This is a genomic window from Streptomyces sp. NPDC051310, from assembly GCF_044455245.1.
GTDB lineage: Bacteria > Actinomycetota > Actinomycetes > Streptomycetales > Streptomycetaceae > Streptomyces.
On record NZ_JBITEO010000016.1, the window covers coordinates 15,303 to 38,451 of the forward strand.

At 74.2% G+C, this 23,149-nt stretch carries 21 protein-coding genes; 6 read left to right on the forward strand and 15 right to left on the reverse strand.

Features of this window, described 5'->3' with window-relative positions:
- Nucleotide 1 precedes the first annotated feature (1 nt).
- The 3 genes from ACIA79_RS22625 to ACIA79_RS22635 form a co-directional block, all read right to left on the reverse strand.
- The gene (locus ACIA79_RS22625; RefSeq protein ID WP_399430145.1) at nucleotides 2–1,324 is read right to left on the reverse strand and encodes a pyridoxal-phosphate dependent enzyme; all 1,323 of its coding nucleotides are present in this window, start codon (nucleotides 1,322–1,324) and stop codon (nucleotides 2–4) included.
- Nucleotides 1,321–2,799 (reverse strand): Y4yA family PLP-dependent enzyme, encoded by a 1,479-nt coding sequence (locus ACIA79_RS22630; protein WP_399430146.1) that lies wholly within the window; start codon nucleotides 2,797–2,799, stop codon nucleotides 1,321–1,323. Before ACIA79_RS22630 ends, ACIA79_RS22625 begins: the two co-directional genes overlap by 4 nt.
- Nucleotides 2,800–3,066: 267 nt before the next feature.
- Nucleotides 3,067–5,016 (reverse strand): M28 family metallopeptidase, encoded by a 1,950-nt coding sequence (locus ACIA79_RS22635; RefSeq protein ID WP_399430147.1) that lies wholly within the window; start codon nucleotides 5,014–5,016, stop codon nucleotides 3,067–3,069.
- A gap of 320 nt (nucleotides 5,017–5,336) precedes the next feature.
- On the opposite strand from ACIA79_RS22635, the gene ACIA79_RS22640 reads away from it, so the two are divergent.
- The gene (locus ACIA79_RS22640; RefSeq protein WP_399430148.1) at nucleotides 5,337–7,034 is read left to right on the forward strand and encodes a M4 family metallopeptidase; all 1,698 of its coding nucleotides are present in this window, start codon (nucleotides 5,337–5,339) and stop codon (nucleotides 7,032–7,034) included.
- Nucleotides 7,035–7,167: 133 nt separating this feature from the next.
- Here the strand turns inward: ACIA79_RS22640 and ACIA79_RS22645 are convergent, their stop codons facing one another.
- Genes ACIA79_RS22645 through ACIA79_RS22660 form a run of 4 tightly spaced genes read right to left on the reverse strand, consistent with a single transcriptional unit; the run spans nucleotide 7,168 to nucleotide 10,223 of the window.
- Complete coding sequence (locus ACIA79_RS22645; RefSeq protein WP_399430149.1) at nucleotides 7,168–8,835, reverse strand: polyamine aminopropyltransferase; 1,668 nt, start codon at nucleotides 8,833–8,835, stop codon at nucleotides 7,168–7,170.
- 10 nt (nucleotides 8,836–8,845) lie between these two features.
- Nucleotides 8,846–9,283: a DUF350 domain-containing protein gene (locus ACIA79_RS22650; RefSeq protein WP_399430150.1), complete on the reverse strand. Its 438-nt coding sequence runs from the start codon at nucleotides 9,281–9,283 to the stop codon at nucleotides 8,846–8,848.
- A gap of 47 nt (nucleotides 9,284–9,330) precedes the next feature.
- Complete coding sequence (locus ACIA79_RS22655; RefSeq protein ID WP_399430151.1) at nucleotides 9,331–9,732, reverse strand: DUF4247 domain-containing protein; 402 nt, start codon at nucleotides 9,730–9,732, stop codon at nucleotides 9,331–9,333.
- On the reverse strand, nucleotides 9,729–10,223 hold the full coding sequence (locus tag ACIA79_RS22660; RefSeq protein ID WP_399430152.1) for a DUF2617 family protein: 495 nt from the start codon (nucleotides 10,221–10,223) through the stop codon (nucleotides 9,729–9,731). The genes ACIA79_RS22655 and ACIA79_RS22660 overlap by 4 nt, the downstream gene beginning before the upstream one ends.
- Nucleotides 10,224–10,520: 297 nt before the next feature.
- Between ACIA79_RS22660 and ACIA79_RS22665 the strand changes: the two genes are divergently transcribed.
- Nucleotides 10,521–11,420, forward strand: a complete 900-nt coding sequence (locus ACIA79_RS22665; protein WP_399430153.1) for an oxygenase MpaB family protein — start codon at nucleotides 10,521–10,523, stop codon at nucleotides 11,418–11,420.
- Nucleotides 11,421–11,599: 179 nt separating this feature from the next.
- Nucleotides 11,600–12,253, forward strand: coding sequence for a maleylpyruvate isomerase N-terminal domain-containing protein (locus ACIA79_RS22670; protein WP_399430154.1), 654 nt, complete (start codon nucleotides 11,600–11,602; stop codon nucleotides 12,251–12,253).
- Nucleotides 12,254–12,293: 40 nt separating this feature from the next.
- Here the strand turns inward: ACIA79_RS22670 and ACIA79_RS22675 are convergent, their stop codons facing one another.
- On the reverse strand, nucleotides 12,294–13,715 hold the full coding sequence (locus ACIA79_RS22675; RefSeq protein ID WP_399430155.1) for an MFS transporter: 1,422 nt from the start codon (nucleotides 13,713–13,715) through the stop codon (nucleotides 12,294–12,296).
- A gap of 87 nt (nucleotides 13,716–13,802) precedes the next feature.
- On the opposite strand from ACIA79_RS22675, the gene ACIA79_RS22680 reads away from it, so the two are divergent.
- Nucleotides 13,803–13,931 carry a hypothetical protein gene (locus ACIA79_RS22680; protein ID WP_399430156.1) on the forward strand — a complete coding sequence of 43 codons (129 nt, stop codon included), beginning with the start codon at nucleotides 13,803–13,805 and terminating at the stop codon, nucleotides 13,929–13,931.
- A gap of 259 nt (nucleotides 13,932–14,190) precedes the next feature.
- On the opposite strand, the gene ACIA79_RS22685 is transcribed toward ACIA79_RS22680, so the two are convergent.
- The 4 genes from ACIA79_RS22685 to ACIA79_RS22700 all read right to left on the reverse strand — a co-directional run bounded on the left by ACIA79_RS22685 (nucleotide 14,191) and on the right by ACIA79_RS22700 (nucleotide 18,304).
- Nucleotides 14,191–15,117, reverse strand: coding sequence for a hypothetical protein (locus ACIA79_RS22685; RefSeq protein WP_399430157.1), 927 nt, complete (start codon nucleotides 15,115–15,117; stop codon nucleotides 14,191–14,193).
- 2 nt (nucleotides 15,118–15,119) lie between these two features.
- The gene (locus ACIA79_RS22690; protein ID WP_399430158.1) at nucleotides 15,120–15,533 is read right to left on the reverse strand and encodes a hypothetical protein; all 414 of its coding nucleotides are present in this window, start codon (nucleotides 15,531–15,533) and stop codon (nucleotides 15,120–15,122) included.
- A complete protein-coding gene (locus ACIA79_RS22695; RefSeq protein WP_399430159.1) occupies nucleotides 15,520–17,313 on the reverse strand; it encodes a hypothetical protein in 1,794 nt (597 codons plus the stop codon). Before ACIA79_RS22695 ends, ACIA79_RS22690 begins: the two co-directional genes overlap by 14 nt.
- 112 nt (nucleotides 17,314–17,425) lie before the next feature.
- Nucleotides 17,426–18,304 (reverse strand): nuclease, encoded by an 879-nt coding sequence (locus tag ACIA79_RS22700; protein WP_399430160.1) that lies wholly within the window; start codon nucleotides 18,302–18,304, stop codon nucleotides 17,426–17,428.
- A gap of 575 nt (nucleotides 18,305–18,879) precedes the next feature.
- Between ACIA79_RS22700 and ACIA79_RS22705 the strand changes: the two genes are divergently transcribed.
- Entirely contained in the window at nucleotides 18,880–19,383 is a 504-nt protein-coding gene (locus ACIA79_RS22705) for a potassium channel family protein (protein ID WP_399430161.1), read from the forward strand.
- Between the two features lie 13 nt (nucleotides 19,384–19,396).
- On the opposite strand, the gene ACIA79_RS22710 is transcribed toward ACIA79_RS22705, so the two are convergent.
- Complete coding sequence (locus ACIA79_RS22710) at nucleotides 19,397–19,828, reverse strand: hypothetical protein (protein WP_399430162.1); 432 nt, start codon at nucleotides 19,826–19,828, stop codon at nucleotides 19,397–19,399.
- A 147-nt stretch (nucleotides 19,829–19,975) separates the two neighbouring features.
- Nucleotides 19,976–20,761, reverse strand: coding sequence for a response regulator (locus ACIA79_RS22715; RefSeq protein WP_399430163.1), 786 nt, complete (start codon nucleotides 20,759–20,761; stop codon nucleotides 19,976–19,978).
- Between the two features lie 242 nt (nucleotides 20,762–21,003).
- Here ACIA79_RS22715 and ACIA79_RS22720 point away from each other — a divergent pair, with 242 nt between their 5' ends.
- Nucleotides 21,004–21,351, forward strand: coding sequence for an STAS domain-containing protein (locus tag ACIA79_RS22720; protein WP_399430164.1), 348 nt, complete (start codon nucleotides 21,004–21,006; stop codon nucleotides 21,349–21,351).
- 75 nt (nucleotides 21,352–21,426) lie between these two features.
- Here the strand turns inward: ACIA79_RS22720 and ACIA79_RS22725 are convergent, their stop codons facing one another.
- On the reverse strand, nucleotides 21,427–23,124 hold the full coding sequence (locus tag ACIA79_RS22725) for a GAF domain-containing protein (RefSeq protein WP_399430263.1): 1,698 nt from the start codon (nucleotides 23,122–23,124) through the stop codon (nucleotides 21,427–21,429).
- Nucleotides 23,125–23,149: the final 25 nt, after the last annotated feature.

Sequence of the window (23,149 nt, forward strand, 5' to 3'; positions counted from 1 at the left end):
GTCAGTCCCGGACCAGCGGGGCGCCCGCGTCGCGCCACGCGATGATGCCGCCCGCGAGGCTGCGGACGTCCTGGTGGCCCATGCGGGTCAGGAGCGCGGCGTACCGGGCGGACTTCTCCCCGACCGGGCAGGCGAGCAGGACGGGCTGCCGCCTGCCGAACGGCAGGCCGCCGCGGACGAGTTCGTCGAACAGCTCGTCCACGATGTTGACCGAACCCTCGATGTGCAGCGCCCCGTACGCGAAGGGGCCGCGCAGATCGATGATCAGGGGGCGCTCCGCCGCGATCCACTTGCGGGCGTCGGCGACGTCGATGGAGGCGGCCGAGCGCACCTCGCTGTCGGTCAGTGTGGCCACCGAGTTCCTCGCGGGCGGCATCCCCAGCAGCTCGGGGCGGCGGGTGCGGACGTATCCGAGGTAGCTCTCGACGCGGTCGCAGACGATGAACACGGCCGTGCGGCGCCGCCCGGTCCCCTCGTCGTCCAGTGCCCGCAGGTGGCGGACCGCACCGTGGTAGGCCGCTCCCCCGGTCGGGCCGGAGAGGATGCCGCAGCGCCGGATGAGGGTGAGCATCCCGTCGATGGCCTCGTCGGCGCCGACGGTGTCGATGGTGTCGTACGTCGCCGGGTCGAACAGCCCGACCTCCTGCACCTCGTCGATGGTGCGGATCCCGGGTATGAAGTCCGTCTTGCGGGCGACCAGCCCGACGACCCCGACGGACGGGTCGTGCGCGCGCAGCGCCCCGGCCACGCCCGTGGAGGAGCCGGCCGTGCCCACGCAGGCGATGAACCAGTCGGGCGCCCGGCCGTCCAGGTCGGCGATGATCTCCGGGCCGGTGCCGGTGGCGTGCGCCTCGGTGTTGAGGGTGTTGAAGTACTGGTCGGTGTGGAGGTGGGCGCTGCCGGGCGCGTTGAGCCGCTGGTGGAAGAGGGTGAGCGGGTCGTCGGTGGCGGTCGGGTCGAGGCATTCGCTCTGCCCGGGCAGCTCCTCGATCTCCGCCCCCAGCAGCAGGAGCAGGTCCTTGATCTCGGGGATGCGCATCCGGTTGGTGACGCTCTTGAACCCGATGCCGTGCATGCCCGCGATGAGGGCCAGCGCCTTGGCCGTGTTGCCGCTGGAGAGTTCCACGATGGTCTCGCCGCGCTCCCGGGCGCCCGGCAGGCCGGCGCGCACCATGTTCCAGGCGGCCCTGTCCTTGACGGACCCGAAGGGGTTCAGCATCTCCAGCTTCGCGTAGAGGTCGATGCCGCGCAGGCCGTGCACGGCCGGGTCGATGCGCACCAGCGGGGTGTCGCCGATGGCGTCGGTGATGCTCTCGTACCTCATGCCTGTGGTCCCCCTGTGCGTGTGATCGGCCAGTACTGTTCGTCCAGGCACCAGTGCCAGGAGCCGTCCGCGTCCCGGCGTACGGCGGCCTTGCGGGCGACGGGCTGCTGCTGTGCGCGGGTGGCGCCGAAGTCCATGCAGTAGCCGGCGGTGTTGGCGAAGGCGAGCAGGTCGCCGGGGCGCGGCAGCCGGGGCAGGAACACCGTCCTGCGGGTGATGAGGTCCGCCTCCAGGCACAGGTTGCCCATGAGATGGACCCCCACCGGTGCGTCCGCTCCGGCGGGCGCCGGGGCCCGCGGCACCAGTACGGGGTCCATGAGGACACCGTGGTCCTCCAGGCTGACGTCGCCGGCGTTCATCGCCAGGCGCACCAGGTGCTCACCGCCGTCGGTGCCGCGTTCGTCGAGCACGCGGGCCAGGGAGATCCCGCACTGGTCGGTCAGGGCCCGGCCGGGTTCGGTGTACAGGTCGTAGAGGCCCTCCAGGAGCAGGGTGCCCAGGGGGCGGTCCAGGCCCGGGGCGGGGCGGGAGAGCAGGTCGTCGAGATAGGCGGCGCCCGTGATCTCGCGGTGGGCCGGGTAGAGGCCGAGGGTGCCGCGCAGGGTGCCGCCCTCGGCGTGCAGGCCGTAGCCGTGACCGCCCCAGGTGAGCGGGGGGCGGCGGCCCAGGACGGCGTCGGTGAGGGCCGTGGTGTACCGGTCCCACTGGGCGGCGTGCGCCAGGTAGCCGACGCCGAAGCCGCCGCCGATGTCGAGGGCGCGCGGGTCGAACCCGCGCAGGCGTAACTCCTCCGTCGCCCGCAGGCAGCCGGCGAACGCGGTCGCCTTCTCCTCGGGGCTGGTGGTGTCCAGGTGGTAGGCGACGCCGATGGGCTCCAGCTGGTCGCGGTGGCGCTCGACGGTGTCCAGCAGCCGGCCGAGCGATCCGGCGGGCGAGCCGAAGCGGCTCCTGCGGGACAACTGCCTCACCCCGGAGGGGGCTTCGAAGCCGGACAGGCGCAACAGGACGCGTACGCGCCGCAGTCCGTGCGTACGGACGAGGGCGGCGGCCTGCTCCAGTTCGCCGGCGCTGTCGGCGTTGAGCGTGACACCCGTGAGGAGGGCGAGCCACAGGAACTCGGGGTCCTTGGGGCCGGTGGCCACGATCCGGTCGGCGCCGAAGCCGGCGCCCAGGGCGTGCTGGAGCTCGCCGAGCGAGGCGACGTCGATCCCGGTGCCGGGGCCGGTCGCGGCGAGGTGCCGGATCAGGGCGCTGGACCGGTTGGCCTTGTGGGCGAAGAGGATCCGGCCGGAGAGGCTGTGGCGCCGGTAGACGTCGCGGAACCGCCGGGCGTTCTCCGCGATCTGCTCCGGCAGCACCACGTTGAGCGGCGAGCCGAGCGCGTCCACGAGCGTGTGCAGGAACGCGCCGTTCGCCAGCAGCTCGGCCGGCCGCCGCGCCAGCCGTGGCTCCAGGTACAAGGGGGCATCGCTCACGCAGCAGTCCTCCCCGACGAGGAATGCCGACGGCCGTCACGTCGGCACTGGGGTCCTATCCACGCCGACGGGTGTTAATGCCCGCCGGCGCGGCGTGATGGCGTGAACCCGGCCTGCCGTGCAGGCGCGTCGGGCGTCGGGGACCGGCCCGGGCGGTGCGGGCCGGTGCATCTCCCGGCGGCGGTGCGGGTGCACTTCCGCCGGCCGGCGAGGCCGGTGCGTCTCCGGCCGGCGGTGCCGGGCCGACGGCGGGCGAGGCCGCCGGCGTCACAGACCGGCGAGCGTCAGCGCGGCCGCGGTGACGGACTGCGCGACCGTCGCCGCGAACTGCGGGTTGTGGTCCTCGTCGAGGAGGGTGTCGCCCGGTGTGTGGTACTGCCGGGTGCCGGTCCCGGGCGTGCCGTCGGGGGTGGCGAACAGGTCCTCGGAGACGGCGACGGCCGCCCAGCCCCGCTCGTGGAAGCTCGCGTGGTCGCTGCGCCCGACCGCGGGGTCGTCGGGGCCGGTGAGCTGCTGGACCGTCAGCGCGGGGTCGATGACCGGGACGGCGCGTGCGACGCGGCCGCCCAGTTCGTCGGAGGCGTTGACGACCGGGCCCGGCACCAGGGAGCCGGCGTGGATCTCGATGACGGGCGCGCTGCCGCGCTGACGCCCCGCGATCATGTCCATCTGGAAGACGCCGGCGATGCGGTCGCCCGCCGCGGCGGCGGCCCGGGCGTAGTACTTGCTGCCGACGAGCCCCTGTTCCTCGGCGTTGAAGAGGACGAAGCGCACGCTGCGGGCCGGGACCCTGCCGTGCTGGAGCAGCGCCGTCAGGCACTCGGCGGCGGCCATCACGGCCGCGGTGCCGCTCCCGTCGTCGTCGGCCCCGGGCGCGGGGTCCACCGCGGGATCGTACGGGCGCGGCTCGCCGTCGGCGTCGGTGAAGACGCCGTTGCCCGCGGTGGAGTCCATGTGGGCGGTGATGAGCACGGTGGAATCGGCCCCGGCGACCCGGTGTTCTGCTTCGACGTTGAAGAGGCGGTGCCCGTGCCAGGGGAACGGATGCCGCCGGACCGTCAGCCCGAGGTCCTGGAACCGGCGCGCCAGCGCGTCGACGACCCGGACGTTGTCCTCGGCGGCCGCGTCCCGGCTCCGGACCTTCAGCGGAAGGCCCTCCTCCAGCGGCTCGGCGCCGGAGATGTACGCCACGTGCCGGCGCAGCACGTCGGGGGTGACGGCGGCACGCACCGCGTCGATGGTCGGACCGGACGGCAGACCGTCGCCGAACACGGCGGCGAGGCCCTCGGGGAGCGTCGTGCCGCGGCCGGCGAGGAGCGCCGGGTCCGGCAGCAGCCGCTCGGTGTGTCCCGGTTTCGCGCCGGGCAGATGCAGCTCCTCGACCGGGGTGCCGGCGGGCGCGGCGAGGTACACCCCGCCCGGCGCGGGACCCAGCGGTGTGACCGCGAGGGCCGCCGTGGCCGCCAGTCCGTCAGCGACGTGGCCGAAGACCGCCGTGGCGCGCCGCGCCGTCGCGGCGGCCGGACCGGGCGCGGCGTCCGCGGCGGCGCCGGCGGCCGGGAGGGGACGGTTGTCGCGGACGAGGAAGGCGGCCGTGTCGTCGACCGGTGCCCGCAGGTCCACCCGGAAGCCGGCGTCCTCGAGGGCGCCGGCGCCGCGGGTGGTCGTCATGGCGAGCACGAGCGTCGCGGAGGTGACGTGCACCGGGACGACCTCGGTCTCCTCCGCGACCGCCGCCAGCCGGGACAGCCGGTGCCCTTCGGGCAGTTCGATCCGGGTCCAGAAGACGGGCCTGTTCTCCAGAGCGGCGAGGGTGAACACGGGGCCGGGCGCGGTACGCATCCCCGCCTCGCGGGCGAACGCCCGCTCCTGGGGGTCCTCGCCCACGAAGACGCACTCGTCCGCCGAGTGCGGCCGCGCTGCCGCACCGGCCGCGCTCGTGACCGCCTCGTCGAAGAGCCGGCGGCTGTCCTTCGGGCCCCAGTGCACGAGCCGGTCGTCCGTGAAGCGGCCGGGGAAGGCCGCGTGGAGCGCGGCGGCGGCCGTCTCGGCGGCGCCTTCGTGCGTCCCGGGGTGGGAGAGGATCCCCTGCGGAACGTCACGGAAGGCGTCGAGCACGGCCAGGACGCGTGGCCGCGGCGTGAGCTCCAGCGAGCCGTCGGCCTCGATACGGGCGTCCGCCAGGGTCGCCCCGATGTCGAAGAAGAGCACGGACATATCGGATCCTCCGCGACCCGGAAGCCCGGGGGGCCGGCGGCCCGGCGCCGCGGCTCTCGACCGTGCACGCTGCTCCGGGGACAGGCTCCCGGCCACTCCATCCTCGTCCTGCGGTTGCGTGCCCGCATCCCGGGACGTAGGAGGATGCGGGCACGCGCCGGCCGTTCAACAGGCCACAGTTGAAGGGGATACGAGCGCGAGGGGGCTTACCGTCCGGTTGCCGTTCGCACAACCCGGTGTGAGCTTGGAAGGGGGGCGTGCGAGCAGGGAGGCGGCACGGGGGTCACCAGGAGCGAGGGGCGCAATGAGGGGTCGCAGTCATGGCTGCTTTGGAAAGATACCGCTATCACTTCGCCGATGACCCGCTGGCGCGCGGCGCGCCGCCCGGGCCCGAGGCGATCCGGGGGCTGGAGGCGCCGGAAGGCGCGGAGAGCCGGACGGGCTTCAACTCCCCCGAGTCCGCCGCGCGGTTCTACCTGGCCGAGAAGCTCGCCCAGGAGGAGGCGCCGGCGCTGCGCGGGGCCGTCCGGGAGGACCGGCCCGAGCGGGTGCCCGATCTGGCCCTGAGCACCGAGCGCCGCCAGGCCGGTACGGGCACCACGCTGGTGCGCTTCGAGCAGACGCAGAAGGAGATCCCCGTCTTCGGTGCCGAGGCGCTGGTCGAGATCGACGAGGACCAGCGGCTGGTGTCGATGGACTGCCGGCTAGGCGAGGTGACCGGCGTCGGCTCCGTGCCGGAACTGTCGGGCACGGAGGCACTGGAGCGGGTCAGGGCGGTGACCGGGAGCACGGTCACCGCCGAGGAGCTGCCGCCGCCGACGCTGGCGTACGTCAGCCGTGACGACCACTGGCACCTGGCGTGGCATTTGCGCGGGGTGCCGGCCCAGCTCCCGGAGAACCGCCGTGAGGAGGGCCAGCGCGGCCACGGCCTGGACGCGTCGCCCCGGGAGGACCACCCGGTCACCGGCTACCTCGTCGACGCGTACTCCGGCGAGATCCTCAGGTCGTACGGGATGGCTCCGACGATCAGGGTGCCCACCCGGCTGGAGGGCGAGGACGAGGCCCAAGTCCACCACCGGTTCCAGGGGAGCCGCCAGGACGGATCCTTCCTCCTCCACGACCAGTGGCGCGAGATCGCCACGTACGACCTGGACTTCGCCGACCTCGCGACCGCGGCGCCGCCGGCGGCGGCGATCGGGTCCCCGCAGGCGGACTTCGGCGGCGGGCACCGGGCCGGGGTCTCGGCGCACGTCAACGCCGAGCGGGTGGAGAAGTTCTACCGCGACCAGCTCTTCCGCAACGGCATCGACGACGCCGACATGGACCTGGTCTCCACGGTCAACTGCATCTACCGCGAGCACGGGCCGGGGCCCGAGTGGGTCAACGCCGTGTGGTGGAACGGGCGGATGTGGTACGGCCAGCGGTCGGAAGGAAACCGGCTGGTCAGCCTGGCGCGCTATCTCGACGTCATCGGGCACGAGATGACCCACGGGGTGATCGAGACCTCCAGCGACCTGGTCTACCAGGACCAGTCCGGTGCCCTGAACGAGTCCCTGGCGGACACGATGGGCGTGATCATCGCGAACTGGTACCAGGCGTCGGACCGCGAGGACGTGCGCACCTGGACCTGGGAGATCGGGCCCGGGCTGGGCGGCGGCGCGCTGCCGCTGCGCGACATGAGCGATCCGCGGCGCACCGGCGATCCCGACCACATGGACGACTACCTGGACACGCCGCACGACAACGGCGGGGTGCACACCAACAGCAACATCCACAACAAGGCGATGTTCCACCTGCTCACCTCGGTGGACGCGGTGGGCAAGCCGGTCCTGAAGGCCGAGGAGTGGGCACTGCTGGTCTACCTCGCCCTGGTACGCCTCCTGCGGCACTCCGGCTTCTCGGACATGCACCAGGCGCTGCGCGACGTCACCGCCACGTACCTCGCGGGGAACACCGCGCTGCGCACCGCCGCGCGGGCGGCGATCGACAGTGCCTACCGGAAGGTGGGCATCGCCTGACCGTCACGCGGGGGCCGTGGCCACGGACGGCCGGGCCGGGTCCCGGAAGGGGCCCGGCCCGCACCGCGCCGGGGACACCGCGGGGCGGGGTGCCCCCCTGCCGGTGCGGGGACGGGTGACAGGGCGTCGGGCCTCAGTAGTTCTTCCACTCGTCGCTCGTGTACTCCAGCACCGCGGGATCCATCAGGGTGCTCGCCCGTACGTCCTGGGGGCGGCGGTCCACGGGGAAGACGGTGGCGGCCGCGAGGACGGTGTCGTCCAGGAAGCGCAGGCGCGGGGCGTCCTCGGCCAGGCGGAGCGGCGGCGGGCCGCCGGTGCCCGGAGCCGCCAGGACGTAGCCCCAGTTGCCGAAGCTCGGCACGTCCACCTGGTAGGCGGTGGTGGCGTACCCCGCCTCGCCGATCGTCGTGGCGATGGACCAGTACGACTTGGGCGCGAAGAAGGGCGAGCCGGCCTGCACCACGACCCGGCTCCCGGGCGTGAGGACGTGGCCGAGCAGGTGGTAGAACTCGACGCTGTAGAGCTTGGCCAGCGCGGCCGTGTCCGGGTCCGGGAAGTCGATGAGGACGGCGTCGTAGCGCCGGCGGGCGTCCCGCAGCCAGTTGAAGGCGTCGGCGTGCACGACGGTGACCCGCGGGTCGGCGAGGGCCCGGTCGTTGAGGTCCCGCAGGGGGGCGTAGGTGCGCGCCAGCCGTGTCATCGCCGGGTCGAGGTCGACCAGCGTGACCTGCTCGACGTCGTCGTACCGCAGCACCTCCCGCAGGGCGAGCGCGTCGCCGCCGCCGAGGATGAGCACGGAGGAGCGCTTCCCCGACAGCGCCGGGTGGACCAGGGCTTCGTGGTACCGGTACTCGTCCACGGAGGAGAACTGCAGGTCGCCGTTGAGGAACAGCCGGGTGTCCGGCTCGCCGGTGAACGCGGTGGAGCGGGTGAGGACGATGTCCTGGTACGGCGTGGTCTCGGCGTGGATGATCGGGTCGCGGTAGAGCTGCTGGCGTGCGGTGACCTCGATGTCGTCCGCCAGGACGTACACCGTGCCCAGGATCGCCAGGACGCCGGCCGCCCCGGCCAGCAGCGCGGCCCGCACCACGCGGCGGGTCTCCTTGCGGAAGATCCACAGGACGACGACCACCCCGGCCACGGCGTTGACCGCTCCGACCACCAGCGCGCCCTTCAGCTGGCCGAAGGCGGGCAGGAGCAGCAGTGGGAAGCACAGCCCGCCGATCAGCGCTCCGACGTAGTCCGCGGCGAACATGTCCGCCACGGCGCTGCCGGCCTCCTGCCGCCTGATCCGCTGAAGGAGCGTCATCAGCAGCGGGATCTCCGCGCCGATGAGCAGACCGACGGTGAACGAGACCACCACCATGGCGGGCATGTAGAGCCGGAGCCAGGCGAACGCGGCGTACAGCACGAGGACCGACAGGCCGCCGACGAGCGCGAGCAGGATCTCGACGAGCGCGAAGGCGCCGACCGCCCGGTGCTGGAGCGGCTTGGCGGCCAGGGAGCCGATGCCCATGGCGAAGACCATGACCGAGATGACCACGGAGGTCTGGGTCACGGAGTTGCCGATGAGGTAGCTGCCCAGCGCCGTCAGCGCCAGTTCGTAGACCAGGCCGCAGGCGGCGCAGACGAACACCGCGAGCAGCAGCAGGAACCGCTTCCCCCGCGCACCGCCGGCCGCCCGCGGCGGTGCGGCGTGAGCGGTCTCCGCGCCGCCGGCGGCGTCCGTCCCGTCGGTGGAGGCAGCGGCGGAGTCCTTGTCGGCGGGCCGGGGGGTGTGGTCCAGGAGAGGGCTGCTCATGGCGGGCGGCTCAGGAGACGGCGGCGCCGACCATGAAGGCCGTACCGATGTACATGGCCGCCTGGACCCAGGCCGCGGGATGGGGGGCGACTCCGTTGTCGTCGAGCACGGCGGCGCCCATGCGGCCGGGGGTCAGCCAGCCCACGAGGCAGGAGATCAGCGTCATCACGACGACGCCGGCCAGGCCGTACAGCAGGGTGCTGAACAGGCCGTAGCCGAGGCCGAGCTCGGACTCGCTGGCGCGGATGGACTGCTCGATCACCAGGCCGATGGCGATCATCTGACCGGCGAGGAGGACCGCGGCGCCGCGGTTGCGCTCGGTCCACACCACGTGGAAGAGCTTTCCGGGCGTGACGAGGTCGAGCGCGATGAAGCCGACCACCATCACGACGAAGCCGACCAGGCCGTAGAGCAGGGCGACGCCTGCCGACTCGAAGATCTCTGCCACGGGTGTGCCTTTCGGGGACGTCGTCGAAGGGTGCGGGAACGGAGGGACTACTTGCCGGAGCCGGGGCCGCCGCCGCGGAAGGAGGCGCTGTCGGGATCCGGCCAGACGTTCCCCAGGCGGGGCTTCCAGCGGTGGTAGCCGGTGCGGTAGTCCGCGATCTCGATCAGGCTGCCGGTGCGGTACGGGGAGATGGCCACGATGTCGTCCCGGTAGCGCAGGAAGACCATGCCGTCGTCGCTGTGGCGGTCCTGGGCCGAGGTGTTGCCGTGGATCTCGTCGGCGACGCGTGACGTGGGGTCGCTGCTGTCGACGTAGCCGGTGTCGGCGGGGGTGTACGTCTCGCGGATCCAGCCGGACGGTACGGCGTTGCCCTCCTCCGGCTCCTCGGAGCACGCGGTGAGCGCGGCCGCGGCGAGGAGTACCGCACTGATCCGTCGAACCGTCTTCATCGGGCCTCCAGCCGGGTGTGCGTCGCCACGATCCGGCGGCTCTGCGGGTAGGTGTGCCAGGTTTGCCAGCTCAGGCCCGGGCCCTGCCGCTCGACGGTCAGCGCGGTGACCGCCTCGGGCGAGCCCGGGAAGACGCCGTGCAGGGCGCGGGGGTGGTCCTCCGCCAGGCTGCGGATCCGCGCCACCCGGGCGCTGAACTCCGCCGGCGCGAAGAGCCCCACCTCGGCGGTGAAACGGTACGCCCAGTCGTCGAAGTCCTGCTCCGCCGCGGCGGGCAGGCCGCCCGCGACCCCCGGCAGGCAGGCGACCGTCTCCCGGACGGGCCCGGCGAACACCTGGTGGGACGCGCCCAGGAGCCTCAGCTGCACCTCGGTCCCGCCGATCGTCAGGTCCCGCACGGCGAGCGCCTCGTGCGCGGGGCGTCCGAGCGTGAAGGAGAGCTGGTCGGCGTCGGTGTCCAGGTACGGGGTCGCCAGGGCTATTCCGCTCATCGCGGGCCACCGGGGCGGCGGCCGGCCGGCGTCCCGCGCGCGGCGAGCTTGACGTTCATCGAAAGATCCCCCGACTCCCGGAAAGGGCAAAGAGCGCGGCTGAGTATGGCACAAGGGAAAATCACGCCACTTCGAGGGGACCTCCGGCGCTGCCTGTCGTCAGCCTGCCGGGCTCCGTGCAAGGCCCGGAGGGGCGCCTCGCACTCCCCCGCGGCGTCGTCCCGGCGGCCGGCGCGGTCGGCGCGGCCGGCGCACAGGGCTTGCCCCGGCACGGGGCCGCGGGCGGATACTTGACGGGTGAACGTGTCCGCGCCCGGCCTGGCCGAGCTGCGCGAGCGACTCGGCAGCAGCCTCTTCACCCGTGTCGCGGGCCCGTCGGGCCCGGACAACCGCGCCCGCATCCACGGCACGCCGGGGCCCCGCTGGTTCGGCCCCGAGCGGCCCGTCCGCAGGGTGCACGGCGACGCCTCGATGTTCATCGGCGGGCTGCGCGCCCTGCTGCTCCAGTCCCTGCACCCGCTGGCCATGGCCGCCGTGGCGGCGCACTCCGGCTTCCGGGGCGACCCCTGGGGACGCCTCCAGCGCACCAGCACCTTCCTCGCGGTGACCACCTACGGCACCGCGGACGACGCCCAGCGCGCGGTGGACCGGGTCCGCGCCGTGCACCAGCAGGTGCGGGGCGTCACCGCCGCCGGGGAGCCGTACCACGCGGCCGACCCCCACCTGCTCGCCTGGGTGCACATCGCCGAGGTGGACAGCTTCCTCTGCGCGCACCAGCGCTACGGGGCCCACCCGCTGGACCCGGCCGGCTGCGACGCGTACGTCGCCGACATGGCGCGCGTCGCGACGGCGCTCGGCGTCGTCGACCCGCCGCGCGACCATGCCGAGCTCGCCGCGCGGCTCGACTCCTACCGCCCGGAGCTGCGCGCCACGCGGGAGGCCCGCGAGACGGCGCGTTTCCTGCTGCTGCACCCGCCGCTCCCGCTGCTCGCGCGGCCGCCGTACGCCGTCCTCGCCGCGAACGCCGTGTCCACGCTGCCGAGGTGGGCGCGCGCGCCGCTCCGGCTGCCCTATCTGCCGGGGCTGGAGGACACCTGCGTACGGCTGACCGGACACGCACTGACCAGGACGATCCGGTGGGCCATGACGCCTCCCCCGGCCGCAGTCCGCCCGCGGCCGGCCGCGGGCGGGGAGTGAGGGGGTAGCAGGCCGCCGCGCTCCGGTCCGGCCGGACGGCGGACGGCGCGGATGGCGCCGACGGCTGATGGCGGTCGGCGGGCGGCACGTCCGCCGACCCGTACAGGTGCGCGGGTGTACGGGCGGGGACCGTCCCTGAGCGGTTGTGGGCCGTTCCGGCCAGGCACTACCGTGCCGGAGTGGATCTCTTCTCGCGCTCCTGGACGGCGTTGCGCACGGCGGTCGACGCACTCTCCGACGAGGACTGGGAACGGCCCTCCGGCTGTGCCGGCTGGCTGGTGCGGGACCTGGTGTGCCATCTGGTCATCGACGCCCAGGACGTCCTCATCACGCTGGTCACGCCCGCCGATGCCGAACCCACCGTGGATGCGGACACCTACTGGGCCCTCGTCGAGCCCCCCACCGGCGAGGACCCCCTCGACGCGCTGGTGCCCCGGCTGGCCGCCGCGTACGGCGAGCCGAGGTGGCTGAAGTTCCACTTCGACGACGTCGGCTCCGCCGCCGGGCGCGCCGCCGTGCTCGCCGACCCGGCCCTCCGCGTCAGCACGCGCGACGAGGTGCTGACCGCCGGCGACTACCTGGCGGCGTACGTCATGGAATGGACCCTGCACCACCTCGATCTGATCGCGCACCTGCCCTCGGCCGCCGAACCGCCCGCCGAGACCCTCGCGGCCGCCCGCGCGTCGCTGGAGCGGATCGCCGGCACGCCGTTCCCCGCGTCGTTCCCGGACAAGGACGCGCTGCTGGTGGGGACCGGACGCCGTGCTCCGACGGATGCCGAGAGGGCCGCGCTGGGCGGGACGGTCGCGCGGATCCCGTTCGTGCTCGGCTGACCGGGCCGGGCGGGAGCCGGGCTGCGGCAGGCGGCGGGGCTCAGCGCGCCGGCGGGGCCGCGGGGCGGGCGGTGTCCTTCGTCTCCGTCCGCGACACGCGCGCCACGAGGAGCAGGAGCACTCCGCAGGCGGCCACCAGGAGCCAGCCGGGACGGGACGCCCGGGCCAGTTCCGCCGGTCCGGCGGCCGCGACGAGACCGCCGGCGACGGCGATGCCGAGCGCGGAGCCGAACTGGCGCGCGGTGGAGGTGATCGCCCCGGCGACACCCGCGCGGTCCGCGGGCAGTCCGCTCACCGCGGTGTTGGTGATCGGAGCGTTGGCGAAGCCGAACCCGATTCCGATGAGCAGGTAGGCCGACAGCAGCAGCCAGACGCTCGTGTGCCGCTCGAGTCCGACGAGGCAGAGTCCGCCGGCCGTGGTGAACCCGCCGGCCAGGGCGAGGGGCAGGCGGGGTCCGAGCCGGCCCACCAGACGGCCGGACCACGGTGCGCAGAAGGTCGCCCCGGCCGCCATGGGCAGGGTCGCCGCCCCCGCCGCCAGCGGCGTCCAGCCCCGGGCGTGCTGCAGGTAGAGGGTGGTGAGCAGCAGCGTCACGTTGAGCGCGACGAAGACCGCCACCGCGCCCAGGACCGCCCCGCTGAAGACCGGTCGCCGGAAGAGCCGTACGTCCATCAGCGGCTCCGGCCGGCGGGACTCGACGCGCACGAAGGCGACCGCCGCCACGACGGCGGACGCGTACAGGGCCAGCGCCGCGGGCGAGGTCCAGCCGATCCGGGGCCCTTCGATGAGGACGCCGACCGAGACGCCGATGACCACGGTCAGCAGCGCCTGACCGGGCAGGTCGAGCCGCTGCGCCCGCCGTGCCCGGGACTCGGGCACGAACAGGGCGGTGAGCACCAGGGCCGCGGCGATGACCGGGGCGTTGATCCAGAACACCGACCGCCAGCCGAAGGCCTCGATGAGGGCGCCGCCCGTGACGGGCCCGGCGGCCATGCTGAGCCCGAACACCGACGCCCAGACGCCGATCGCCCGCGCCCGTTCCCTCGGGTCGGGCATCGCGTTCACCACGATCGCGAGGGCCACGGGACTGAGCATCGAGGCGCCGATCCCCTGCACGGCGCGGGCCGCGACGAGTACGCCCAGGGAAGGGGCGACCGCGCAGACCAGCGAGGCCGCGCCGAACACGGCCAGTCCGGTGCGGAACACCCGCCGGCGTCCGAACCGGTCGGCCAGGGCACCGGAGGAGATCAGGCAACCGGCCAGGGCGAGGGTGTACGCGTCCACGGTCCATTCGAGACCGCGCGTCCCGGTGCCGAGGCCGTGCCCGATGGCGGGCAGCCCCACGTTGACGATGGTGGTGTCCAGGCCGACGAGGAACATGCTCAGGCAGCAGACGGCCAGCACCGTCCGGCGTCGGCGCACGCTGAGAAGGGGCTGAACGGGGTGGGTCGTCGTGGTCACGGGCTGCCTCTCACGTCGGGAGCATCTGCCCGGCAAGACTCCGGCCGGCCCCCGCTCTCCGCCCAGCGATGTTGCCGGGACGGCAACATGAGCTCCCTGGACGCGCGTGCGCACCGCGCCGCGCCCGGCCGGCTGGTGGCCGCAGCGGCCGGCGCCGAGCCGCGGGTGCACCTGCTCCCCTGCACGCCCTCCGGCGACGCCCCGCCGGTGGCATGACGCCCGGCGGTCTCCCCGTCCGCACGCCGTCCAGGGGCTCTTGTCCGTAGGGCCGGAGCCCGGCGTGACCGGCCAGACAGGGCCTAGGCCCTGTCGTCACATTCCCGTCTGCCCCGCGACGCCATGCACGCACTCTCGCCGCACCGGGCCCAGACCCGAGTACATCCAGTACGAGGGTCAGGCCCCGGCACACGCGAGAGCACGCACCTGACGCCGCAGGGCCGCCCTTCGGGCGACGACGGGAATGTGACGACAGGGCCTAGGAGGCCGCTCCCGGGGCGTAGAAGGTGGACAGCATCGTGTCCATGACCTCGCGCTGGCGGGGCCAGTCCGTGCCCGGGCCGGCGACCTGGACGCCGTAGACGGTGCCGTCGGGCGCGGTGAAGACCCGGTAGAGGCCGCGCCGCCGGGAGCCGTCCGTGGCGTCGTACGCGAAGTCCACCTCGACGGCCGCGCCGGGTCCGTCGCCGACCGGGCCGAGCGCGGTCTCCGTGTAGTTCGGCCAGACGGACCTCACCGCGGCCGAGAAGGCGCGTGCCGCCTCCGGCGGATCGGTCGCCGCGGGTGCCGGGCTCACCTCCAGGAACGAGGCGTGATCGGGGGCCACGTAGCCGTGCGCGGTCCCGTTGACCTGGTACGACCAGTCCCGCGGGACCGCGAGGCTGACGCCGCCGGGGCCGTCGGCGATGCGGTAGTCGCTGCCGGGGGCGGTCGGGGAGGCGGTGGGGAAGGCCGTCGAGGCGGGCCGGCCCGCCGCGCCCGGACCGTCGCCGTCTCCGGTGGCCAGCCACCACGCGGCCGTGGCCACGAGCGCCCCCGCGGCGATGCCCGCGACCAGCGGGCGCACTTGGCGGGCCCCGGCCCGGGTGCGGGGGCGCGCGCCGGCAGGACCGGGGGCCGCCCCGTCCGCGCCGCGACCCCGCTCGTCGGCCAGGGCGTCCTCGCCGGGCGGCTGCCAGGGGACCGGCGGCCGCGTCAGCGGGCGGCGGCCGGCACCGTGGCGCCGGGTGTCCGGCGAAGCCGCCTCCGCGGGTTCCGCAGGGCCGGGCGCCTCGGTCCCGGTCCCCGCACCGCACACCGCCCCGGGCGCCTCGGCCCCGGCGTCGGGCACCGCCCCAGGCTCGTCGCCGGCGTCGTACTCCCAGCTCTGCGCGCGGGCGTTCCAGCGCGGCGGACCCGGGTACACCCTCAGCCGCCCAGCAGGGCCGCGACGGCGGTGGCGACCGCGCCGCCGGAGGCGAGGAGCTCGACCACGGGCGCGGCCGACACGAGCGCGGCGCGCAGACGGGCGAGCCGGCCGGTGGCGACGGCGTCGCCGGTCTCGATCTCCTCCTCCACCGCGACCAGTTCGGCGTCGAGCACCGCCACTTCCGTCCGCTGCGTCACGGCCGATGTCAACCGCGCCAGGTCGGCTCGCAGCTCCCGTACGGCGGTCAGCAGCGCGGCCGTCTGCTCCTCGGTCGCCGACGGCCCGGCCGGCGGGCCGTTGACCGTCCTGACCTCGTTGTGGTCACCGACAGCGAAGGCGCTGCCGGTGACGGAACCGATGTGCACGGCTCTCCCGGGGCGCTCCGTCTCCGGTCCCGGCTCAGGTCGTGTCACCCTTGGCTCTCCTTTCTCCCCCGGCCGTGCGGGTCGACGCGGTGACGGCGTTGCCGTCGCCGATCCCGACGGCGCTGTTCTGCACCGACTGGATCCACACCGCGCCCTCGCCGAGGTGCACGGCCTTCCGTTCGAACTCGGCCGTCTGCCAGCCCGCCTCGTACAGCGCGAGCTGCACCCCGCGCGCCACCCGGTCCTGGACGGTCTTCAGGTAGCGGTCGACGTCCATCGCCTGGAAGAGCGAGGCGTCCGGATCCGCGCCCAGTTCGCGGACCGCGGCGCGCGGCCCGGCCGCCGGCGCACCGGAATCCGCGGCCGTCAGCACGAGCCAGAGGCTCCGCAGCGCGCGGGCGAGGGCGGCCAGCGCCGTCCCGAGCGCCCGGGGCGCCTCGACGAGGGCCCGCAGCGCGAGGGCCGCGGCGTTGTCGCCGGTCAGCCGCTCGGCGGCGCGGGCGTCCGCGTCCCGGAACCGGCGCCGTACGGGCCGCAGCACGTGCGGCGCGACCTCCAGCATCAGCATCCCGCCCTGCGTGTGCACCCGTACGAAGACGGTGACGACGATGTCCTCGTCCCAGCCGCCCACCCGGATGCGCAGGAAGTGCCGGCGCTTCTCGCCGCCCTCCTCGATGGCGCACGCGCGGTGCTCCTCGAAGTCCTCCTGGGCGAGCGGTACTTCCTCCCGCCGGAGCAGCCCGGCCACCGGGAGGAAGACGCACTCGTCCACGACGAGTTCGCGCAGCCGGTCCAGTACGGCGGCGGCGGCCTGCGGAGAGCCGTGCGGGGACGGCACCCGCAGCGCCTCGACCAGCGGGACGACCCGGCGGAGGATCTCCTCGTTGTCCACGGCCTGGGGCTCGGGGGCGCCGGGGTCGGTGCGGGGCCTCAGCTCGACGGACAGGTGCCAGGGCTTGAAGGGCATCCCCGCGCCGCAGAACGGGTTCTCCGTCGCGTACATCACCAGGGGCCAGTGCTGCTCTCCGCGGATCAGCTCCTGGACGAGGAGCAGACGGGCGTTGCGGGACCGTTCGGCGGGGTCGTGCGCGAGGTCCGGGTACCTCCGGGGCGACAACGGCCCCGACATGCTGCGGGCCACCCGCTCGCGCCGCAGGCCGACGAGCACCGCGAGCAGCAGCAGGAAGCCGAGGACGAGGTACGGCGCCGGCACCAGGCCGTCGTCCGGGCGGTGGTAGAGGGTGAACCGCCACTCCTCCGGCATGATCCGGTACTGGAGGTCGACGACGGACTCGGTGGTGTGGAGCAACTCCACGAGCCGGTTGTCCAGCAGGTCGCGGTCCGCGCGGATCAGCGGGGCCACCGCGGTGGTCAGCAGCAGCAGTCCGAGCAGCACCCGCGCGTACAGCCGCAGGCCGCGGCTCAGCAGACGCAGGGCCGGGGCCGCCCGGGTGACCTCGACCGCGCGCCCGGCCGCGCTCAGCAGAAGGCAGGGAAGCAGCAGCAGTACGGCGAACCAGCCGTCGGTGACGAGCGAGGCGACCACCCACACCGCCGCGATCGCCGCCGACCAGCCGACCTCCTCGCGCCGCGCACGCAGCGCATGCGCCAGGACGCGGGCCGCGTCGATGCCGTAGCTCGGTGCCGTGACGCGTTCGTCGTGGACGTACAGCTCGTCGATGACGCGGTCCCGGAAGCCCGGGTCGAGGTACGTGCCGGCGCAGAGCAGCCGGCCCGCCTCGCTGGCGGCCGGGTCGACGGGCGCCTGCCCGGACGGGAGGGGATCGCGGGCATCCGCCGTCGGGGAGGGAAGCGCCGTCTGGCTCATCCGGGTGACGATAGGGGCGCGCGAGGGGGTGCCGACAGGCGGAATCAAGCCACGCGCGGGCCGGCGCCGGCGGGCAGCCCCGTCGCGGGATCCCGGCGGGCGACCCCGTACGTCACTTCTCGACGATGACGATGTCCTCGATGAAGCGGGTCATCCTGATGGTGTTGCCGGTGATCTCGACGATGTGCTGCAGACCGTGGAGGGAGTCCTTCTGCCCGGCGATGAGGAACTCCTCGTACTCACCGGCCAGATAGGCGGGGAAGCAGGTCAGGGACGGGCCGAAGAGGCGGATGTGGTCCGCGAGGCGGCGGAACAGCTTCGGCAGGATCACCTGGTACTCGGTGATCGATTCCAATTTCTCGATCGTGGCGCCCCGCTCGAAGGTCACGTCGTGGGCCCACACGCCGTCAGGGGCCTTGGCCTCGCGCGCCCGGCGGGTGGTCTCGGCCATGTCCTCGCGCAGCTCCTCGGGGAACCTGCTGTAGAAGGTCGGATAGACCAGGCCGCGTTCGAGCAGGTGGTGGTTGGCGGTCTGGTGGAGGTGGTCGATGGTCACCACGGCCCGCCGGCCGTTCTCCAGGTCCTGGGGCAGTTCGCCCCGGCCGACGAGGGCGACGCAGCGCTGGAACGTGTCGGTGCCGCCGGCGAGGATGTAGCCGGGCACGGTCTGCGGGGTCGAGGCGGTGACCTTCTCCTTCTCGTTCATGACGACGTCGGTGAAGCCCAGCCAGCGGAGCAGCTCCTTGCGGGCGGCGCGGGCACCGAGATCCAGTGGCTGGTGGACCTCTTCGGGGCCGACGCCCTCGTAGTGGGTCTCCAGTGCGTCGATGGCGTCCATCCGGATCTTGCCGGCTCCGCGGACGTTGCGCTTGACCCGCTTCCCGGGCACGTCGCACCAGAAGGCGGGGTCCTGCGGCAGGAAGGAGAGGGTGTCGCCGTCGGGCCGGGTGTCGATGATCCGGAAGGTTCCCTTGATGGGCAGCATGGTCATGGTCGTCTCCGGTAGAGGGGGGGGTGGGGGCTGGGGGGGACATTGTCGTTCCGCGGTGCGAACGGCCTGGTCAAGGGCGGCAGTCCCGGGAGCCAGGGGACCTGCGGGAGCGCGCCGGGGGGCGCGCGGGGAGGCGGTGGCGCCGCGTGCCAACGGGTGAGCCGTTCGCGTGCCCTCCGCCGTGGACCGGACGGCGACGGCGAGCCGACCACGCGTGGGTCCCACCCGCACAGCCCCGCCCGTACCCCGCGGATTGCGCCCCGCGCCGCCCCGGCGTTGACTGATGTGCCATGCGGCGACCGCTCCGGCGCTGTTCGGCCGCACGTTCCGAGGGAGCAGCCATGCGCAGCGTCGCCACGCCGTTCGGGGTCGGGTACGGCCGGCCCGCGGGACGCGGTGGGCCCGGAGGCACCGGCGGGCTCGCGGCGAGGCCCGGATGACCGCCTCCCGGGCGCGGGGACCACGGCGGACGGCACGCTGCCGCTGCGGGGCCTCCCGGCCGGCCGCGGCCACCGGCGTCCGCTGCTGCTGCTCCTGCTCCTGCTCCTGCTTTGTACGGCGGAGGTGCGGCGGCCGTGAGGGGGTTGCGCCTGGCGGCGCCGGCCCTGGTGACGGCGGCGGTCGCGGGGTACTTCGTCCTGCCCATCGACGGCCTCGGCCCCCGCCGTCCCGTACTGAGCTGGACGCTGTTCGTCGTGGCGCTGGGCCTGATCGCCGTGCTGCTCCTGCGGCAGATCCGCGCCGTGCTGACGGACCGTCCCCACACCCGCCCCGGGCTCGTCATCCCAGTCCTCATGTGCCTGTCGGTGCTCGTCTTCGCCGGCGGATACCTCGCCCTCGCCCGGCATCCGGGGGAGTTCTCCGGGCTGCGCACACGCGTCGACGCGCTGTACTTCACCGTGGTGACCCTCGCGACCGTCGGCTACGGCGACATCACGCCGCGCGGCCAGACCGCCCGCGTCGTGGTGATGCTGCAGATCGTCTACAGCTTCGTCTTCCTCACCGCGGCCGCCACCGCGCTGAGCCGCCGGCTGCGCGCCCTCGTCGTCACCCGGCGGGGCCGCGGTGAAGGACCGTGACGGCAAGGCGCGCCTAGGAGCGGTCGTGTGCGGGGTGGGCCAGCACGGCCCACATGACGAAGAAGCCGGTGAGGATCAGGACGATCGACCAGAACGGCTGGTACGGCAGCCACATGAAGTTGGCGATGATGCTGAGCCCGACGATGACCGCACCCGCCGCCCGGGCCCACGGCGCGCCCTTGATCAGCCCCGCCCCGGTGACGACGACGATGATGCCGACGATCAGGTGGATCCACCCCCAGGACGTGAGATTGAACCGGAAGACGTAGTCGCCCAGGCGGGCGTACACGTCGTCCTTGGCGATGGCGGTGATGCCCTGGAGCACGGCGAGGACGCCGTAGACGATCATCAACGCCCCACCGAACGCCCGCCCTCCGGCGGCCAAGCCGTTGGGCGTCCCCCCAGGAGCCGAGCGGGTCGGGGGCTGGTGTGCGGAGCTGCTCATGACTGCCTCCACGATCGATGGGCCCCGAGGCTCCCCACTGTGGTGCGGACGGGGCCGGACGGCCCACAGGGAGTACGCCATACGAGTGAACGCGGCGCCGGACGCCGCGCCGCCCCCGCAGCGCCGACGTGTCCATGCGAGGTGCCCTCAGTACCCCGGGCGGCCGTCACACCCCGACGTGGCCGTGCGGGCAGCCCTCAGTACCCCGGGCCGGCCGTCACGCCCCGCAGCAGCGCGGCCGGGCAGCCCCGTCGTACGGCCTGACAGGGCCTGCGTCGCGATGACCGCGGCCTGCACCCGGCGTTCCACGCCCAGCTTGGCCAGCAGCCGGGAGATGTTGTTCTTGACGGTCTTCTCCGCCAGGTACAGCCGCTCGCCGATCTGCCGGTTCGTCAGCCCCTCCCCCACCAGGGCGAGGATCTCGCGCTCCCGGCCGGTCAGCTCGGGCAGCCCCCGCGGGTCCTCCTGCGGGGCCGGACCGCCGCGCAGCCGGGCCATCACCCGCGCCGTGGCGCCGGGATCCAGCATGGACCGGCCCGAGGCGACCGTACGCACGGCGTGGACCAGGTCGGTGCCGGTGATCTGCTTGAGGACGTATCCGGAGGCGCCCGCCATGATCGCGTCGAGCAGCGCCTCCTCGTCGTCGAAGGACGTCAGCATCAGGCACGCCAGGCCGGGCATGCGGGAGCGCAGCTCCCGGCAGACGCTCACGCCGTCCCCGTCCGGCAGCCGTATGTCCAGGACCGCGACCTGCGGGCGCAGCGCCGGCACCCGCACCAGTGCCTGCCCGGCCGTACCCGCCTCGCCGACGACCGTGAGGTCGGGTTCGTCGTCCAGCAGGTCGCGCACCCCGCGGCGCACCACCTCGTGGTCGTCCAGGAGGAAGACCGTGACGGGCTCCGTCCGGCGGGGGCCGCCGCTGCTGTCGGTCATCACGCGCTCCGTGTCGTCGGGCTCCGCCGTCCGAAGGGCGGATTCCCGTCCATCGTCCCGCGCCGCGGGGACCCGGGGCAGGGCCGGACGGCCCCGATCCCGGACCCGGGGGACCTTCGGCACCGCCGGGAGGGTCCAAGGGCCCTGCCGCCCGCCGCCGCGTCCCTGATGGACTGCCGGACATCGGCATCCGCCGGGGCGGCCGGCCCCGGGGCCCGCCCGGACGAAAGAGGGCTGTCGCCATGAGCACGGCGCGGATCAGCATCACGACGACACCGCTGGACGAGAGGACGCTGGCCATCGCCCTGGCCGGGGAGCTCGACATCGACACGGCGGAGCTCATCGAGCCGGCGCTGAGCCGCCTGACCGGCACGGCCCCGCGGGAGCTGGTGCTCGACCTGGCGGACGTCAGCTTCTGCGACAGCTCCGGCGCCGCCCTCTTCGAGCGTCTGCACCGGCGTTGCGCGGACGCGGGCGTACGGCTGTGCCTGTGCCGCATCCCCCGCCTCACCGCGCTGGTGATCCGCACGCTGGGCGTGGACCGTACGGTGCCCTGCTCCTTCGCGACCGACCGGCCGCGGCACCCGTGACCCGCGGTGGTGTCCCGTGCGGCGGGACCCGGACACATGAGAGCGGTGCGCGGCCATCCGGCGCCGCGGGTGAGGTCACCCGGCCGGGCCGGGCGGCAGCGGCGCCCGCCACACCAGGCGGCTGCCTCCGCCGGCGGGGCGCTCGATCTCCAGGGAGCCCCCCAGGGCGCGGGCGCGCTCGTCGAGGTTGCGCAGACCGCTGCGCCGGCCTCCGGCGGGGATGCCCCTGCCGTTGTCGGCGGCGGTGAGGACGACCTCGCCGGACGCGGCCTTCAGGGAGACCTCGACCCGCGTCGCACGGGCGTGCCGGGCGGCGTTGCTCAGCACTTCGGTGAGTGCGGCCAGCACGTGGTCGGCGACCTGCGGGGGGACGTCCGTGTCGAGCAGGCCCTCCATGCTGAGGCGGGGCGGGAACCCCAGGGTCGTCGCCGCCTCGCCGACCGCGCGGGCGACGCGGGCCCGCAGGCCCGGGCCGGTCCCCTCCTCGCGGCTGCGCAGTCCGAAGATCGTGGAGCGGATGATCTTGATGGTTTCGTCGAGGTCCCCGACGGCGCGCCCCACGCGTTCGGCGGCGCCCTCGTGGTCGATGAGCCGGGCGGCGCTCTGCAGCGTCATACCGGTCGCGAACAGCCGCTGTATGGCGAGGTCGTGCAGGTCGCGGGCGATGCGGTCGCGGTCCTCCAGCAGCGCGAGCTGCTCCGCGTCGCTGCGGCGCTGGGCGAGCTCCAGCGCGAGCGCCGCCTGTCCGGCGAAGGCCAGCAGCGGCTCCAGCTCCCCGTCGGTGAAGACGGGCTCGCCCTGGCGGCGGGCGAGGAGCAGGACCCCCCGGGTGTCCTTGGCCTCGGTGCCGAGGGGTACGGCGACCGCCGGGCCCAGTCCGTCGAAGCGCCGGGGGCCCGCGGCGTAGCGGTCGTCACAGGCGAGGCCGGCCGTGGTCACCGGCGCGCCCGCCTGGTACGCGGCACCGGAGAGCGTGCCTCCGACGGGCACCACCAGGCCGCGGCGCGTGTCCCCGTCCGTGCCGACGGCGAGTTCCACGACGAGCTCGTCCGTCCCGGTGACGGGCACCGACACGTCGGCGAGCGCGGCGCCGGTGATCTCCGCGGCTCGGCGGGCGATCAGCTCCAGGACCTCCGGCCGGGGGCTGCCGGAGAGGAGGCTGCGGGTGATCTCGGCGTTGGCCCGCAGCCAGTGCTGCTGGCGCTGCGAGGCTTCGTACAGCCGGGCGTTGTCGATGGCGACGCCCGCGGCGACGGAGAGGGTGGAGATCACCGATTCGTCCTCGGCGTCGAAGTCCTGGCCGTCCCGCTTGTCGGTCAGGTAAAGGTTGCCGAAGATCTCGTCGCGTACGCGGATGGGCACGCCGAGGAACGTCTTCATGGGCGGGTGGTGGGCCGGGAAGCCGTACGACGCCGGGTGGGAGCCGAGGTCGGTGAGACGCAGCGGCTCGGGGTGGCGGATGAGTTCGCCCAGGATGCCGTGCCCGGCGGGCAGCGGCCCGATCCTGGCGATCTCCTCCCCGCCGAGGCCGACGGTGAGGAACTGCGAGAGGGTGCGGCCGTCGGGGCCGATCACCCCGAGCGCCCCGTACTGGGCGTCGACCAGCAGCGCCGCGGCTTCCACGATGCGCCGCAGCACCTGAGGCAGGTCGAGCTCGCGGCCCACGGAGACGACGGCCTCCAGCAGGATGTGCACCCGGTCCCGCGTACCGCGGGCCGCGTTGATCCGTGCCTGCAGCTCCTCCAGCAGCTCGTCGAGCCGCAGCTGGGGCATCCTCGACAACGGCTCTTCCACGGCC

What these genes read in the sequence shown, in the direction of transcription:
- ACIA79_RS22625 (WP_399430145.1), bottom strand. Translation starts at nt 1,324, where the DNA reads ATGAGGTACGAGAGCATCACCGACGCCATCGGCGACACCCCGCTGGTG.
- ACIA79_RS22635 (WP_399430147.1), bottom strand. Translation starts at nt 5,016, where the DNA reads ATGTCCGTGCTCTTCTTCGACATCGGGGCGACCCTGGCGGACGCCCGT.
- ACIA79_RS22640 (WP_399430148.1), top strand. Translation starts at nt 5,337, where the DNA reads ATGGCTGCTTTGGAAAGATACCGCTATCACTTCGCCGATGACCCGCTG.
- ACIA79_RS22645 (WP_399430149.1), bottom strand. Translation starts at nt 8,835, where the DNA reads ATGAGCAGCCCTCTCCTGGACCACACCCCCCGGCCCGCCGACAAGGAC.
- ACIA79_RS22655 (WP_399430151.1), bottom strand. Translation starts at nt 9,732, where the DNA reads ATGAAGACGGTTCGACGGATCAGTGCGGTACTCCTCGCCGCGGCCGCG.
- ACIA79_RS22660 (WP_399430152.1), bottom strand. Translation starts at nt 10,223, where the DNA reads ATGAGCGGAATAGCCCTGGCGACCCCGTACCTGGACACCGACGCCGAC.
- ACIA79_RS22680 (WP_399430156.1), top strand. Translation starts at nt 13,803, where the DNA reads ATGAGCTCCCTGGACGCGCGTGCGCACCGCGCCGCGCCCGGCCGGCTG.
- ACIA79_RS22695 (WP_399430159.1), bottom strand. Translation starts at nt 17,313, where the DNA reads ATGAGCCAGACGGCGCTTCCCTCCCCGACGGCGGATGCCCGCGATCCC.
- ACIA79_RS22700 (WP_399430160.1), bottom strand. Translation starts at nt 18,304, where the DNA reads ATGACCATGCTGCCCATCAAGGGAACCTTCCGGATCATCGACACCCGG.
- ACIA79_RS22710 (WP_399430162.1), bottom strand. Translation starts at nt 19,828, where the DNA reads ATGAGCAGCTCCGCACACCAGCCCCCGACCCGCTCGGCTCCTGGGGGG.
- ACIA79_RS22715 (WP_399430163.1), bottom strand. Translation starts at nt 20,761, where the DNA reads ATGACCGACAGCAGCGGCGGCCCCCGCCGGACGGAGCCCGTCACGGTC.
- ACIA79_RS22720 (WP_399430164.1), top strand. Translation starts at nt 21,004, where the DNA reads ATGAGCACGGCGCGGATCAGCATCACGACGACACCGCTGGACGAGAGG.
- ACIA79_RS22725 (WP_399430263.1), bottom strand. Translation starts at nt 23,124, where the DNA reads ATGCCCCAGCTGCGGCTCGACGAGCTGCTGGAGGAGCTGCAGGCACGG.